The following is a 14,757-nucleotide window of genomic DNA, read 5'->3' as shown; positions in this document are numbered from 1 at the left end:
CGAGGGGCCGAACGATGTCGGCATTGCCGCGCAGATCTCCGGCAAATCCGGAGGGTTCAGCGGATATCTCCTCGGCGGCTACGACACCGACACGGAAGAGATCGCCATACGCGGTATCGGCTACGCCGACGTCGGTCCGGGCCAGCTCGGACTCTATGCTGTCTGGGCCAGCGGAGCGAACTATTACTACGAGGAATCCGAGTGGACGGTCGGCGCGCAGTACGTCTGGAAGGCGACCGACACATGGACCTTCACACCGGGGTTCCAGTATTTCCATGCGATCGATCTGGATGCCGATGGGGATGGATTTGGCGGAGGCGATGCCTGGACGGGAGGCATCACGATCGACTACCAGATCGCTGAAAATTTCGCCGCAAAACTCAGCACTCAGTACTACGATTCCGACGATGACGACGATGACCAGCTTGAGGGGTTCCTTCGTCTTCAGCGAAACTTCTAAGGTGTGCGCTTGCCCCAAACGCGTGTGAGATTTGCGCATGGTGGTTCGCATGACGACACTGGCGTTGACGACGACGTCGCAACTGAAAGTGCGGCAGCCGGGGCTGCTTGAGCACTGATCGCGAAGTGGAACGACGCGAAATATTCTTGGCCATGGCAGGGTTCACTGCAATCGCGGGTTTTCCGTTCAAGCATTCAGGATTGGGCTGCTTCTTGATGTTTCATCAGAAAGGGGATCAAATAGGTGCGCTTAGCGGACGCGTAGGTATGCCAGCTAATTTCGCGGATTTCCGCCCGCCCCAATTCCTAAAACGATGAGGAAGTAACCCTCTCGAGTCATTTCATCCTTTGCACGTACTAGGCCGAACCGCCCAGCCCTTGTGTGTCTGCGATCCGCGCAAGCGCTGCATCTTCTGGCAGGAGGTAGACCTTTTCGATCGTCCGGTCGAGCAGATCCCGCTCCAGCTGCAATGCCGTCTTCCGGTATTCGGGAAGGGTCTCTTCAAGGTTGTCTATCATCGCGCGGATCCTTCGTGCGATCTGAAGGTTTTCTGCTCCATATATCCGGATTTCGCGGCATGTGAGCTGCACGAAATCCTCCCAGTCTGGCACCGGCACCACGACGCGCAGGCATTGTTGGGCGTCGCATACGTATCCATTCCCCAACTCGCGGCGCCCGACACTGCGTAGCAGTCGCTGCAGCTGATCGATTGCGAGGACGGCCGTTGTTGGGTCGTTTATCGCCTTCGAGAGGGCCTTGACCGCGATGTCGACAATGACCCTAAACGCGAAAGTGGGGTCCTGCTCGATGGTTCGCTCGCGCCCGAAGGCCACCGCATTACGAAGGTCATTGTCGGCGATTGCCGCGGCTCCACCGTATAGGCGAAACAACGGCTGTCGCTCTGATACGAAGTCGCCGACGCGGGCAACAAGCTCGATGGTGCCGTTGGCCTTCTGCGCTTGCGCCGTCAGGGCCTTTACGTCGATTGCAAGAATGATGGCCGAGGAGTCGGCATGGGCGATGCGATCGGGCGTGCCATGCGTCGGCCGCGGTTGGCGAGGCGCCGGGACCTCCACTGCAAGGCGATTGGGGTAGACGAGATTGAGCACCTCGAAGCCTTGCTCGGCGACACGATGGATGATGCTAACCGGCCTGAGGAGACGAGCGGAGTAGTCGATGAAGTAAAGAAAGGCCGCAAGGGACAGCACGCCAAGAATCCCTGAAAGCCACACGATAAACGATGGCGCGGATGCGTTCACGCGACTTATCGCGGCAATGGCAAAAAGCAGCGTGAAGATAAACAACCCCACCGTGAAGCGGATAACGTTATCGCGCAGCAGTGTGGTCGCTATAATCCGGGGCGTAAGCTGGCCGCTTGCGATCTGGATGGCGACAAGCAGCGACCCGAATGTGAAGACGATGAAGGAGAGCGCCAGGCTGATGATGGTCTGCATCGCGGCGAGAGTTCCCTCGGTGCCGAGTGGCCAAAGCGGAACCCACCGCGTCCACTCCTCGAGCACAAGGGCCGTGCGAAAAAACAGCTGCTGAAGGACGAGCGCGAAGAAAGGCACGATCCACAGCGAGGATCGCATATAACTCTTAAGCGCATACAGCTTGTTCCAGCGCATTTGGTCCGGTCTCCTCCGCCCGCACCGATCCGGCACATCGATGCCCGCATAATTCCCTTGCAATAGAGCGTGGTCAGAATGTCCCCAGTGATTTTAATAGCACGACTGGTGACGGCGCAGCGGTTCCCTGCGCTCCTCATCCACTTGGGATATGCGAACCCAAAGGACAGATTCCCACGTCATCCGGTTCAAGAGCAATACAGCCGTTTGGTACCGCTATAGCGGGAGTTTCCGACCCAGGCAGCGCCCCGCCGATTTTGCTGACGCGGCTTAGTGTCCGGAGAAGACCAGCGTCTGCACTGGCAGCAGCATCGCCTGCATACGCAGGATCATTGCGTGCACGAGGCCGACGGTGTCCACGACGTGCAGAAACAGCCACCGCCCGGTCCCGATATTCTTGTCGGCCAGTGCATCGTGATTGTTCGTATAGGCGTTGGCGATGCAACTGCTGCCCGGCGGGATGCCGTCCAGGCCGCCCTCGAACAACGGTTGCAGGAAGACCGTAAGCGTGCCCGGCTGGGCCATCTGCTGGACATCGACGAGCTGGTCGGTCGGACGCAGTTGCCCGGCCGCGATCACATCCTGAACCTCGGTGACGACCAGTGGAATGATGGTGAACGGCTTGCCGATACAGGTGGCCTCGGCGATCATTCCCCGCTTCATCACCTGTGCCTCGATCTGTCCAAAGCCTGCGATCAGCGTGCCTCGCCCCGCCTGCGTCGGCACCAGAATACCGGCTGGCCGGATCATCGTGTTGACGACGTCGCCCGTCCTCAGGGTAAATTGCTGGACGGTGCCGGAGATGCCGGCGCGCACGAGCGTCTTGTCCAACTCCACCTGTGCCTGGGCCAGGGCTGCTTCGGCGCTGGCTTTCTGCGCCGGCAGCAGCACCCTGATCTTAGCTTCGAGCGTCTCCTTCTTTGCCACCGCAGCCCCCAGCGAACCCTTGCGGCTTTCGATGGTGTTGGCCAGACGATCGACCTCGCGGCGGGCAACGGCATCTTTTGTCAGGAGCTGGGCCTTCATCTCGTATTCGTCCTGAGCCACCTGAAGGGCACCCTGCGCCTCCTGGATCTGGCCATCCGAGGTCGCCAGCTCGGTCTCGGCCACCGTGGCTTCAGCCTCGAGCTGGGCGATCTGCCGCCGTGCCGTCTCCACCGCCGCTTTCTGCTGCGAGTCATCCAGGCGGAAAAGCGGTGCGCCGGCGGCAACCTTGTCGTTGAGGCCGACATAGACTTCATCGACGCGTCCAACCGTTTCCGGCAGGATCGTCACTGTGCGGAACAGGGCCGTCACGCTCTTTGTCGAGGGATGGAAGTAGAAGATCATCGTGATCAGGGAAAGGGTGAGCATCAGGCAGGCCGAGATGCCCCAGCGCAGTTCGTACCACATGGTGTAGAGGGTGATTTCCCGGCCGATCCGCTTGCCCTGAACATAGCGGCGGTAAAGATAGTCCGGGAAGATGGTCAGAAGCGAGCACAGCATCAACTCGAACATGGTCAGATTCCTTCACCGGGAGTGGCACCGTGTGTAGCGCCGTGAGTGGTACTCTTCGCGCTTTCTTCGGCCGGTTCCGTCACCAGGGCCGGGTCGCCGCTCGTTTCGGGGTCACGGCCGGACAGCTTTCCGAGCGATTGTGCAATCGAGTAGAGCGGCGTCGAAAAGTCTGGGATGTGCACGAAGGCAAGCAGCAGGCCGGCGATCCAGAACAGATGATTGTGGGTGAACAGCGAGATCAGCGCCAGCACCGCCACTACCTCCATCTGCACCTTGCTGGTGCGATGCGCCATGCGCTCCGGAACCGCATGAAGCTGAAAATAGAGATTGCCGATGATGAGAACCATCAGGAGCAGGAAGATGACAACGCCGATGAAGAGGTAGTCGGTCTGCCCGGGTTCCGTGATGAAGCCTGGCAGGTGTTCAATTGCTGCGGGGTGGAGCGCTTGCGTCATCGAAATTTCCTTCCTGTGAACTTAGACACACTCGCTGACAAACGCCTGCGGGCAAGATGGCCCCGCTGCGTCGGTTCGCGCAATATCGCGGCACCAGCCTGTCTTGAGCATCCCCCAGCACCCTCTGGGCGTTTGGCCATCGCAAGAGCCGCGTCGTACGCGATCTGGACCATCGGAGTTATTAGTCCACCCGTGCGCTCTCCCGCAACCCTTTCGATCTGGGGCAACGGCAGACGGACTTATCGTGCAGGGTGCTGTCGCCGTAGGCATGGACAACGGCGGTACAATCAGCGCCCTTGCTGAGAGCGGCGTATAGGTGCGCCTTAGCTGAGCATCGATCTCCTCCACCTTCAGGGCGACGTGTCCGGCCTCGCGGCCGGCCAGTACTCGAGATCGGCTGCCCGCTGTGATCGTGCGCATGCCTACGAAGCCAGGTTGGGCGGATGGCTCCGAAATCGGTGCGACGCCTTTCGAGCGGCCGCCACGCCGGGTGAGCGAGATTATCTGTTCATTGCCAATCGTGATGGTCACACAAATCCCCGACGTTCCTCATGAAATACTAAGGAGCGATCATGCGGTTTGCTCGTAGCATCCTGTAATCTACGGAGAGTTTGGCACCCGCAGGCTTCGATTTTTCGGCCTAATTGCCTAAAAGCTGTCCTTCTGTTGGAATTTAGCCTTTGCTTGAGCGCTGCAAACCTATGTAATTTGAGGTCCCGCAGGTCCGCATCGTTCCTGCCGCGACCGTGGACGCCGCGTAGTATCGCGTAAGTTACGCCTAATGGACAGTCCGGTGGTATAGTGTGTCTCTATCCGATAACCGCATTTTGAACGTGGGCAGATGCGTTGTCAAAATGCAGGATTTGAGTATTTCCGAAGTCTGTCCGATTCGATTTGCGGAGCCTCTTCCCAGTCGAAATCGCTCTGCAGACCCAAGTTTTTGTGATTTCCCAGATGCAACGGTGCGAGGAGGTCGACTTTGACAAAAGCAAGATCCTTTGGGCTACTCGTCGCACTGTCGGCGTTGGCGCTCGTCTCGGCGGTACTCGATCCCCATGCGGCCTACTCACAGACGCAAACACCTGCGTCGAAGCCCGTTCCCGCGCAGGGAACAGCCGAGGCGGATACGGATACCAACCTGCTTTCCGACGACGAACTCGCGGTTCTTGTCGCGCGTATTGCGCTCTATCCAGACGAACTCGTGGCCGCGATTTCTGCTGCATCGCTTTTCCCCCTGCAGATCGTGGAGGCCGAGCGCTTCCTGGAGACCAGGAAGACGAAAAGCGATCTGAAGCCGAAGGAAGAATGGGATGGGAGCATTATCTCGCTGCTCAACTATCCCGACATCGTCAAGATGATGAGCGAGGACCTTGACTGGACGCAGTCGCTGGCCGATGCGCTGACCAATCAGCAGAAGGATGTGTTGATCGCCATCCAGCAGCTTCGTGACGAAGCGGTGGCTAAAAACGTCATCAAGACCGACGACAAGATCACCGTGGTGGTGGAGAACGAAAACGTCGTCATTCGTCCGACCGATCCGGAGAAGGTGTACATCCCTCAGTACGCGCCCGAAATGCTCTATCAACAGGGCTATGCTGCCGAACCGATCTCCTACTATCCCGACCACTACGACAGCTACTACTATCCGGGTGCCACCTTCTTTGCGGGTGCGGTGACCGGGATCGCATGGGCGGCCATCGTCAACTGGGACGATTGGGGCGTCTGGGGCGGCGGCTGGGGCAACGACGTCGATATCGATTGTAACAACTGCTTCAACGACCGGAACTTCAGCGGCAAGGTCAAGTGGAACGACGTCGACTGGACCAAGGTGGACCGCAGCAAGCTGAGCATCGGAAAGGATCAGCTCGCCAACCTCGATCGTTCGGCGATCAAGTCCGGTCTGCAAGCCGACAACCGCAACCAGCTCAAGAACAAGGTCAGCGATCGCCAGGTGAACCGCGGGCCGGGAACCAGAGATGCCGGGGCCGGTGCCCGGGCCAACGATATTCGCAAGGGCACGGTCGAGGGCCTGAAAGCAAAACCAAGGCCTAACGCCGGAAATGCCGCCGCAAACCGGGCAGGCGCCTCCCGTCCTGATGCCCGAGCCGGCCAGGCGGGCAATCGTCCAACTAACGCGGCAAACCGTCCCTCGAAGCCAGCCGCAAAAGCCAACAGGAAGTCAAGCGCACCGAAGATGGCAGCCCGGCCTGATAATCGCTCTCGCCAGTCAAGCGCCCTTGGCAATGTGCAGTCGGGACGCCGCGAGGCAGTGTCATCCCAGCGGGGAGGACAGAGCATGGGCGGAGGTCAGCGCGGAGCGCCACGTGCGGCACAACAGCGCTCACGTCCGATACCGAGTGGCGGTGGTGGCCGTGGCGGCGGCGGCGGTCGCGGTGGTGGTGGTGGCCGCAGGTAGGTTTCCAGTTCTTTGGATTTTCGGAGATTGAACCATGAGACCACAGTTGAGATTGATAGCGTTGCTGCTCGCAACGGCTCTTTCCCCGGCGTTGGCAGCTCCGTCCACTGCCCAGATGCAGACGAACCTTGCTGAGTTCCGCGCTGGCACACCCCCATCGTTCGACGACCCTTCGGCCGCACTCGAGCGGCTCAAGGCTGTTCTCAGCGCCAACGATATCGATGGCCTGGCAACTCTCCTTGGACTGAATGCTGAAAAGCTCAGGTCCAGCAACGAAGCGATGATCAGCTATGGGCTCATCCGCGAGGGCGGATCACGGCAGTTGCGCCTTCAGGATGTGGGAGATCGCAAGGTTGTTGCCGTCGGTGACGTCCTCTGGCCTTTGCCATTTCCCCTGTCGAAGGGAAAGGACGGAAAGTGGACATTCGATACCGAGGTGGGTCTGCAGGAAATCGTCAACCGCCGGGTGGGCGAGAACGAGCTCGCAACGATCCAGACGATGTACGACTACGTGAATGCCCAATACGAGTATGCGCGCATCGATGAAGATGAGGATGGTGTCTACGAATTCGCACAACGGCTGATCAGCAGCCCCGGCAAACGTGATGGCTTGTATTGGCAGCCGGGTGTTTTCGACGAGGAAAGTCCTGCCGGCCCCCTGATCGAGACGGCCGCCTTCAGCAAGGCCAAGCGCGGAGCGGGATACTACGGCTATCGCTATCGTATCCTGACAGGTCAGGGCTCCAACGTGATTGGCGGCAAGCAAAGTTATATCGTCAATGGCAACATGACGGGTGGCTTTGCGCTGATCGCCTGGCCCGCGAAATACAGGGTGTCCGGCGTCCAAACCTTCATCGTCAACAACGCGGGCATCGTCTATGAACGGGATCTGGGAGACAGGACGGAAGAACGCGCCTCTGCGATCAGGGAGTTCAATCCGGATGCGAGCTGGGAGATCGTAAAGGATTAGCATTTCGGCGACGTCCGCCGAAAATGCTCGCACCCACCAAGCTCCGAGAGAACAGGAAGCTGATGTAGAAATTTGCCTGACCTCGGGAGTCATCTTCAACATCTCGCCACCGACGTGTTTGGGCGCGCCACCGGCATCGTCGAGCATGCGACCGGAGCTTCGCCCCGAAGGGATTTAGTGCCGCGAATAGCGTGGGATAATCGAGAAACCAGCGGCCGCGACCCGACATGGACCGCGGCCGTCTCGAGTTCGGCGACTTCCCCCTACTTGCCCTTGGATGCCTCGAACCTGTCGACGTAGCCGCGCCCAACGGCACGGACGGCGCGCCCGATATCATCGTAGACATCATCGGCGAGGTTGGCGAACGAGACACGAACGCTCCAATTCGGGGCATCGAACCCGCCGCCGTTGAGCAGCACGATCGAGTGGTCCTCGGCCAGCCTGTAGACGAGATCGAGCGGGTGGACGTGCTCTTTCAACCAGGTGACCATCTCCTCGCCGACATATCTGCGAAGCCAGAATTCGAAATCGATCGTTCCGTAGTAGGCGGCAAAATTCGCATTGGGCTGCAGGTCGAGGGGAAGGCCCTCGAGCAGGGTGTTTACGCGCGTACTGCAGATCGCCATGCAGGCCTTTTGATAGACCTTGTCGGTATCCATCAGCTCGCTCATGGAAAACATCGTCATCATCACCTGTTGCGGCAAGGACAGCCCCGCCGTGTGATTGAGCGCCACGTCCCGGCTATCGGCGACAAGCCGGTCGATCATCTTCAGCTTGCGCGGTTCGAGCGTGATCGAGATGTATCGCTTGTCGAGCGCTTCCAGTTCCTTGGCTGGAAGCTCCTTGAGGCGGTCGTCGAGAATATTCTTCTCATTGATGGCAATCACGCCGAGCCGCCAACCGGTGCATCCGAAATATTTCGAGTAGGAATAGACACCGATCGTGTTGTACGGCCAGCGAGCGAAAATTTGGAACGAAGGTGCCATAGACATCGTCGGTGAGAAGAATGAGATCCGGCCTCTTGGTTTTCACCAGGTTGACAAGCTTCTTCAGCGTCGGCGCATCGATCGCCATGGAGGTCGGATTGCCGGGATTGACGATGAAGAATGCCTTGATCTTCGGATCTTCAAGCTTCTTGAGTTCGTCGTCGGAATACTGAAAACGATGTTCCTGCGTCGCCCGAATGTGGACGGCATTGAAGGCATAGTCCTCGAGCTCCGCAATCTCGATATAAGGCGTGAAGATCGGGGTCCCCATGGCGATCGTATCGCCTTTCTTCAGAATCCGATTGGCCATCAGAGATTTGAAGATATAGCACATCGCGGCGGTGCCGCCTTCGACCGCGTAGAGGTCGAATTTGCCGGCGGCCGCATCTGCCCCCATCGCCCACATGAGATACCGGTGCGCTACCTGTTCGGCATGGACGAGCATGCGATCGGGAACCGGATAGTTGTCGCCGATGATCGAATCCGTCAGCTCGAACACAAAGGCGTCGGCGTCGAATCCGAATGCCTTGACGCCGTGATCTACCATTTTCGAAAGAAATCCGGCACCCGGATCGTCGGCATGCTTGGCAAGCCACGCCTGCAACCTTGCAGCAATGCCGTTCATCTGCGGCATCCCGGCGAGACCCGCCGCCGGGTTGTCCATGGAGCGCCGGCACTCGGACAATGCAAACTGGCCGAACAGGAAAAAGCCTTCGCGCGGAGTCGTTGCGATCCAGTTCGGATTGCCTCGTCCGGCATTGAGCAGCGCATGCGCGGATTTCTGTGCGCTGCGCTTGGCAAGCTTCATCAGTCCGTCCTTTATTTCGAACGGGCTCATGTGCTCGTATTCGCGATAATCAATCTCGGCCATGCTTCATCCTCCAATGATAGGGTATGAGCCCTGCCATGCCCGGCAGGCTCACTCCCGATTCTCAGTTGACGGGTTCGCAACACGCCGGAAGCGTGACCCCGGTATCCAGGCAGCCCGTCCGCTTATCGCAGTGATGGTTGCAGTCCCTTGAAGAATCCCCGAACGATCGTCGTCGGTGCCACCGCCGTAATCCAAGTCGCAAGCAACCGGGCATCTGCCGCTAGTACCTCGTCAGGTTACACTCCGACTACCGGCAGGGGCAGTAAAATACGCGTCACTTGGGGGATGATACCGTATACTACCTCACAGCAAACCGGCAGCACGTGGCGTTGCTGCGACGGCCGTCCGATACAGATCGGCATGCAAGACATCCAAGTCGCATGTATTCTGAATCTTCGGCGCATGCTGGCTTGAAACGAGGATATCCGACGCGCAATGAAGGCTCCCGGGGCCCTCAACCCGGCAGAGAAGCGCTCCTGATCTTCCGGACGTTACAACCGCATCGCCACCTCGTTGCGGATGTTTTTCATGAACGCCGGCGCGTTGGACTGAAGCCAGTCTTGCGCCTTCTTACCTTCATCGACTTCAGCCTGGAATTGCAGCGCAACGAAACCCTGCTGTATAGCAACAGCCACCGACCGCGCTCCGCGCCCGCTTCTCCGGTAACGCAGAGCGCATAGTGTATTGAAGCGTCCCGGACTAGCCTTGGTCGACTGCTGCACAATCCGCTAGCATCACCGTGCGTCCTGGCAGGCCCTCAGCGCCTTGAAGGCGGCATCGGTGCCTTTGAGACTAACGACGACTGGAGTGCCACCTTGGGGCGTGATCGTCACTGCATTCTTCTTGGCGAGGCCATAGATAAAATCAGCATTGTTCACCCACACGAACGCGCCTCTATAGCCGTCCATCGCCTGGCCCTTGGCTTCGCCTTTAAACTGCTGGCCGTCGACGTCAAAAAGGACCGAAAGTTTCTCGCCCGCGGCGACTTTGGCGTCAGCCTTCGTATAGAGCGCCATGTAGCCGCGCAGCTTGCCGGTTGCATCGATGCCCATCTGGATCTGCGTGCCGTCAGCATTTGCTTTGGTGATCAGGCATCCAGGGCCCATGTCATTCTTGATGATAATATCCCAGCCCGCTTCCGAACCGTATTTCGCCTGGGCCATCGCTTCGGGCGCGGCCAGCGCGGAACAAAGCAATGCCACTCCGACTATAATCTCACGTCTCATAGCTATCTCCTTCTTGTTTACAGGGAAATGCCAAGCCAAGCGCGGACGATGTTTTATATTGCAGCGTACCATCTAGAAATCAGCAAGACTGCTTAGAAATGAGCCCGCTAGCGGGACGAAAACATGCAACTAAGGCTTTATAATGGAGCTATAATTAGCATGGTCTTGGTCGGCATCGGACTTCTTGAGCGCTACGGCTCGACGGGTTTCTCAAGGGATGTTCGACACCGGAAAGAGCTCCGCTGCTGCGGCATTGCATTGGCGAGGAATGACACGCCGTGTTCTTTATTGGTCTAGAGTGTCAGGCGGCACCGCGCGCCCGAGGCTCACCGCCCTGTTGCGCCGACAGGAGCGTCTTTCGGCCTTTCCTTGACGCGGCGTATCGCTGGCCAAGTGGGCCGAGTTTGGGCATTTCGTTCAGGACGACATTGCTGCCGCCGGACAAGCGGGATTGCGGCATTTCCACGGATCGTCGCCAAACAGCTCCTGTTGAGTGAAGGGGTCTATGAAATCTTAGCGGCCGTCGGACAATGCGCGCTTGAGGTAAGGGGCGCACTTTTCACAGGAACGCACCGTTCTGCGGAAAGTCCTGCGGCGTCGATAGCAACCGCCTTGCAGACACGAAGCGCTCCCGCTCGTTCCAAATTCCGTCAGCCACCATCCATGCGCTGCAGCCACTCCACGGTCGGACGATTATTCCCTTGTTGTACATCGACCGGATGCTTTCGGACGTTTCCACGAAGCGTTGTTTGCCTCGCCTCATGATCCACAACAACGTTGCTACTTCATTTGCTGTCAACGTAAGGGGAAAGCTGGCGGCGGTCGAAAGCTGGTGAACGCCTGAGCGCTCGTAGTTCTGCCTCTTCGCAACAACGATGAGCCTCAAGGCAGCAGCGGATGTCGCCAGCGCAAGAACAACTTTAGCTGCTTCATGCGATACGTTGGCGCGGATGAGAATTAGGCTGACTGAGCCGCACATAATTGAGACAAGCAGGGACGTTGAAATTTTGCCGCCAATGTAATGCATCATGCTTACACCCCACGTTACGGCTCTGTCGTTCGTGAGAAGCATATGCCGAGAAAATTAATACATATTATTAGCACTATCTAAAATTAAAAATGCTTGGCGGATTTCGATGCTCAGCGGGCCAAGATCGCCAAGACGAAGGCAGGCGAATGGGTGCTCGTCTCGGGGGCGAGCAACCGTCCCTTGCGACGCCAAGTCGTCTGCATCCAACAACGCTCGCTTGAAGGTTCCGTGGACTATCCGACGCCAGCCGTTACCGGTTGCCTCATCGATCCCGGCTGGCGTCTTATGACGAGCTTCGATTGCTCGGCGCTCACAACCTAGGCGGCAAACTCTGCGTGCGGGAGGAGTCATCACGATCTTTCAACAGCTATTTGGAATTGGAGCGTCGTAGATCTCCTTTTTCAAGCCATCCGAGCGCCTTTTCTGTTTCCTCGAACGCGAAGACGCGGATTGTCGGATGCACAAAATAGCGGGCGAGCCGTGGAATGACCCTCAGAAATCGGCTCTCGGTCACCACGGCAACGCGTTCGATCGATCGGTGGTGAGCTGCGATAAATTTCAGGTGGGCTGTGATTGCCTCGAACGTCTCCCAACCTGGGAACGATCGCGTCTTGATCAGTAATCCCGTCAACTTGCCCGTTGAGGCTACCGCGCGTTCAAACTCATTTGCGATCGTCTGAAAATCAGCCCGCGTGAGCGGACCCTGCGGGGTAATAAGGAGGATTTTTTTATCCCTCACGGTGTCAACGCTTATCATCGTCCTCCCTCTATGCCTCCAGTTCCCATTGACTAGATCCCACGTTCCACGTCCCTCTCGCGCTGCGCGCAGGCGTGAAATCTCTTGCAGGACGTCGGCCTCAATCTCAGCGCATATCTTTTCATACTCCCCGAGCCGGGCGCCATCACGCGAATATAGGCTGTGGCGGAACCCGTCCAAAGCGGAACACGCAATGCCGTAGGCTTCGAAGACTTCATCGAAGGCCGATCCCTCCGCGATACTCTGGATTTGTGATCGCGCAGCGGGAAGTTTCAGCATCAGCCTGGTTCGACCAAGCCGCGCCGCCCTCTTGTTTTCTTCGGTTCTCCCGGTATTGCGCGCCATCGAGCGCTCCCTCCATTTCTCCGAGCATGTCATGATGCCCAGCGCGTGCGAAGTATACTACGGTAACCACTGTAGTGCGGAACCGATCCACCGCGTTTCAAACGTATCGCAAGGCGGAACGAGATCTCAGGAAAGTTGAATCCATTTTGGGTTTTACGGATTTTTTACGCTCTCATTTACCGTTACGTACTTCCTCACCGCATGTCTTCGTGCGTTGATGCGGCGTTGTACTGATCTTTTTTCCTTCTGCACACGTGATTGCCTATCGAGCGGAAATCAGCGATTTCTTTGATTGTCGGGAGGGCCCAATGAATTGCGAGGCAGGCAAGTTTGATCCGCGGGATCCAACCGTCCATGACATCGAGCAGCAGGTTGAGCGAATCCTCGAAAGCAATCAGTTCCGAATGCCGAAGCGTGGGCGTGATTTCCTTCGCTTCGTGGTTGCTGAGACGCTTGCTGGCCGTGGCGACTACTTGAAGGCCTTCACCATCGCGCAATTGGTTTTCGGGCGCGATGTAACTTTCGATATCCAGAATGACCCATGCGTGCGAATCGAAGCGGCTCGGGTAAGACGCGAGTTGGAGCGCTATTACCTGGTAGCCGGCGGATCGGATCCGGTTATCATCACTATACCGAAGGGCCGCTACGTTCCCCGGTTCGAGATCAATGAAATTGAGCAAGTGGCCGGACCTAGCCAGAAAGGGATGGTCGACGTTCGCGAGCTGGTCGCCGCACCCCCGATAGGGGCAAGCCGCGAAGAGCGGCCAACGCACGCGTGGTTCCACACGTCGCTCGCAGCAAGCGGCGCGGTGATTGTCTTAGTTGCGTTGGCGGGTTGGTTGTTCCGACCTGTCGCTTGGTCGGATGCAGGAGTGCAAGTGCCACTGCGCATTGACAGCCGTCCAACGGTGCTCGTGGAGCCCTTCGAGAGCGAAGACGGGCTTGCGTCAACCATTTCGCAAGGCGTTAATGACGAAATACTGAATAAACTGGCACACATCAAGGAAGTCATCGCCGTAACACGCGTGCGCTCTCCAGTGGAACCGCCCCGATTTATGCTTCAAGGCAGTACCAGGCTCCAAGGGAACAACGTTCGGTGGTTTGTGCGGCTCGTCCGGACTGCAGATGGAGCGATTGTTTGGGCGAACAAATACGAGGCGAATCTTCTGACGCAGGGTGCTTTGGAAACCCAGAAGACCTTTGCCGACAGTATTTCGGCAGCCATCGCAGGTCCATTCGGCGCTATATCCCGGAATGATGCGAATAACGCATCCGGGAAAATTGGAGCACTAACGCGCATGGAATGTCCCGGTGACCGCAGCGAAATGGCGGGAGGTCACGAGGTCGGGGATTTGTTCACGCCCTGACGACAAGCCTAAGCGGGACATCAAGCCATCTCAAGAGCTTGGAGCCGCGACCGGCGAACCACGCGGGCGTTGGTTGGGGCCGCAAGATCCGGGTATAATGGCTCTGCCAGTCTGACGACCAGCTTGCTGGGCTTCTGCCGGCATGCGGTATTGCAATTGCTTTTGTCGTTAGCCGAGCGGCAGGCCTATCTCGCCCGCCGTGGCGATCGTCTTGGGCGGTCACCTCGTCAAGCCTTGCGCTGTCTTGCTTGTTCTGTGGCCGAAACAATCCCGCCGAGCCGGCGACGCATATCGCGGCCGCCAGGGCACTTGAAAGGGCTTATATCTGAAGATCGTCGGTCGCCGTTGAGCAGCCTTCACTCGTGCCGCAATGCAATTTGTGAGACTATCAAGCGCGCGCGTGACACTGAGGAGGCTACACAATCTCTAACGACATTCGTGCCTATGAGAGTGCCCCATCATGAGGCGCAAAGACGCCGCTTCCTTGTATTTTTGGGAACACCTGCGGGTAGATTCTCGGGCGAAAAGGATGCCAAGTTCGCAGACAACCCAAAAGATGAGCCAGAGCGCTCAGGCTGATTGCCCGTGTCACGGCGGTATTCTGGTTGCTTTCGTCAGCGTTGCGATGGAAACCTGCCTCGGATCCGCTTATGTTTCGTTCTAGGCGAGAGCGTTCATACGGTGAAAGGCACGACAATGACCGATGTAGATCGGTCTGCCCAGCGCTTCGGACACTTTCCGAAAGGCGC

The 14,757-nt window shown here is 58.1% G+C and carries 12 protein-coding genes and 1 pseudogene; 5 read left to right on the top strand and 8 right to left on the bottom strand.

The genetic code is table 11. The annotated features are described in order from the left end of the window. The coding region (locus ASC97_RS20230) for a porin (protein ID WP_200959512.1) at positions 1–460 on the top strand (460 nt) is incomplete at its 5' end. Between the two features lie 356 nt (positions 461–816). Here the strand turns inward: ASC97_RS20230 and ASC97_RS20225 are convergent. From ASC97_RS20225 to ASC97_RS20215, 3 genes are all read right to left on the bottom strand, one after another. Continuing rightward, positions 817–2,088, bottom strand: a complete 1,272-nt coding sequence (locus ASC97_RS20225; protein ID WP_057470146.1) for a DUF2254 domain-containing protein — start codon at positions 2,086–2,088, stop codon at positions 817–819. 270 nt (positions 2,089–2,358) lie between these two features. Next, positions 2,359–3,585 carry an HlyD family secretion protein gene (locus ASC97_RS20220; protein WP_057470145.1) on the bottom strand — a complete coding sequence of 409 codons (1,227 nt, stop codon included), beginning with the start codon at positions 3,583–3,585 and terminating at the stop codon, positions 2,359–2,361. A gap of 2 nt (positions 3,586–3,587) precedes the next feature. Next, positions 3,588–4,040, bottom strand: a complete 453-nt coding sequence (locus ASC97_RS20215; RefSeq protein WP_057470144.1) for a hypothetical protein — start codon at positions 4,038–4,040, stop codon at positions 3,588–3,590. 979 nt (positions 4,041–5,019) lie between these two features. Here ASC97_RS20215 and ASC97_RS20210 point away from each other — a divergent pair. Together ASC97_RS20210 and ASC97_RS20205 are read left to right on the top strand one after the other, a co-directional pair. After that, positions 5,020–6,456 carry a DUF3300 domain-containing protein gene (locus ASC97_RS20210; RefSeq protein WP_244481538.1) on the top strand — a complete coding sequence of 479 codons (1,437 nt, stop codon included), beginning with the start codon at positions 5,020–5,022 and terminating at the stop codon, positions 6,454–6,456. A gap of 34 nt (positions 6,457–6,490) precedes the next feature. Next, entirely contained in the window at positions 6,491–7,426 is a 936-nt protein-coding gene (locus tag ASC97_RS20205; RefSeq protein ID WP_057470143.1) for a DUF2950 domain-containing protein, read from the top strand. A 263-nt stretch (positions 7,427–7,689) separates the two neighbouring features. On the opposite strand, the pseudogene ASC97_RS20200 reads toward ASC97_RS20205, so the two are convergent. From ASC97_RS20200 to ASC97_RS20190, 4 genes and pseudogenes are all read right to left on the bottom strand, one after another. Then, positions 7,690–9,283: pseudogene (locus ASC97_RS20200) on the bottom strand (bifunctional aspartate transaminase/aspartate 4-decarboxylase). Positions 9,284–9,774: 491 nt separating this feature from the next. Then, positions 9,775–9,918, bottom strand: a complete 144-nt coding sequence (locus ASC97_RS34110; RefSeq protein ID WP_156390415.1) for a hypothetical protein — start codon at positions 9,916–9,918, stop codon at positions 9,775–9,777. Between the two features lie 99 nt (positions 9,919–10,017). Further along, on the bottom strand, positions 10,018–10,509 hold the full coding sequence (locus tag ASC97_RS20195) for a hypothetical protein (protein WP_057470142.1): 492 nt from the start codon (positions 10,507–10,509) through the stop codon (positions 10,018–10,020). Between the two features lie 559 nt (positions 10,510–11,068). Then, on the bottom strand, positions 11,069–11,539 hold the full coding sequence (locus ASC97_RS20190; RefSeq protein WP_057470141.1) for a hypothetical protein: 471 nt from the start codon (positions 11,537–11,539) through the stop codon (positions 11,069–11,071). A 93-nt stretch (positions 11,540–11,632) separates the two neighbouring features. On the opposite strand from ASC97_RS20190, the gene ASC97_RS20185 reads away from it, so the two are divergent. After that, positions 11,633–11,860 carry a hypothetical protein gene (locus tag ASC97_RS20185; protein WP_057470140.1) on the top strand — a complete coding sequence of 76 codons (228 nt, stop codon included), beginning with the start codon at positions 11,633–11,635 and terminating at the stop codon, positions 11,858–11,860. A gap of 46 nt (positions 11,861–11,906) precedes the next feature. On the opposite strand, the gene ASC97_RS20180 is transcribed toward ASC97_RS20185, so the two are convergent. Continuing rightward, complete coding sequence (locus tag ASC97_RS20180; protein WP_057470139.1) at positions 11,907–12,641, bottom strand: STAS/SEC14 domain-containing protein; 735 nt, start codon at positions 12,639–12,641, stop codon at positions 11,907–11,909. Between the two features lie 308 nt (positions 12,642–12,949). Here ASC97_RS20180 and ASC97_RS20170 point away from each other — a divergent pair, with 308 nt between their 5' ends. Further along, entirely contained in the window at positions 12,950–14,008 is a 1,059-nt protein-coding gene (locus tag ASC97_RS20170; RefSeq protein WP_156390414.1) for a hypothetical protein, read from the top strand. The last annotated feature ends 749 nt before the right edge of the window (positions 14,009–14,757 follow it).

Origin of the sequence: Rhizobium sp. Root1203 (genome assembly GCF_001424945.1) — a bacterium.
Taxonomy (GTDB): Bacteria; Pseudomonadota; Alphaproteobacteria; order Rhizobiales; family Rhizobiaceae; genus Rhizobium.
The sequence above is the reverse complement of the archived record's forward strand: the minus strand, read 5'-3'. Positions and strand labels throughout refer to the sequence as shown.

Coding starts and splice junctions, on each gene's coding strand:
- ASC97_RS20225 (WP_057470146.1), bottom strand. CDS start 2,088: ATGCGCTGGAACAAGCTGTATGCGCTTAAGAGTTATATGCGATCCTCG.
- ASC97_RS20220 (WP_057470145.1), bottom strand. CDS start 3,585: ATGTTCGAGTTGATGCTGTGCTCGCTTCTGACCATCTTCCCGGACTAT.
- ASC97_RS20215 (WP_057470144.1), bottom strand. CDS start 4,040: ATGACGCAAGCGCTCCACCCCGCAGCAATTGAACACCTGCCAGGCTTC.
- ASC97_RS20205 (WP_057470143.1), top strand. CDS start 6,491: ATGAGACCACAGTTGAGATTGATAGCGTTGCTGCTCGCAACGGCTCTT.
- ASC97_RS20195 (WP_057470142.1), bottom strand. CDS start 10,509: ATGAGACGTGAGATTATAGTCGGAGTGGCATTGCTTTGTTCCGCGCTG.
- ASC97_RS20190 (WP_057470141.1), bottom strand. CDS start 11,539: ATGATGCATTACATTGGCGGCAAAATTTCAACGTCCCTGCTTGTCTCA.
- ASC97_RS20180 (WP_057470139.1), bottom strand. CDS start 12,641: ATGGCGCGCAATACCGGGAGAACCGAAGAAAACAAGAGGGCGGCGCGG.
- ASC97_RS20170 (WP_156390414.1), top strand. CDS start 12,950: ATGAATTGCGAGGCAGGCAAGTTTGATCCGCGGGATCCAACCGTCCAT.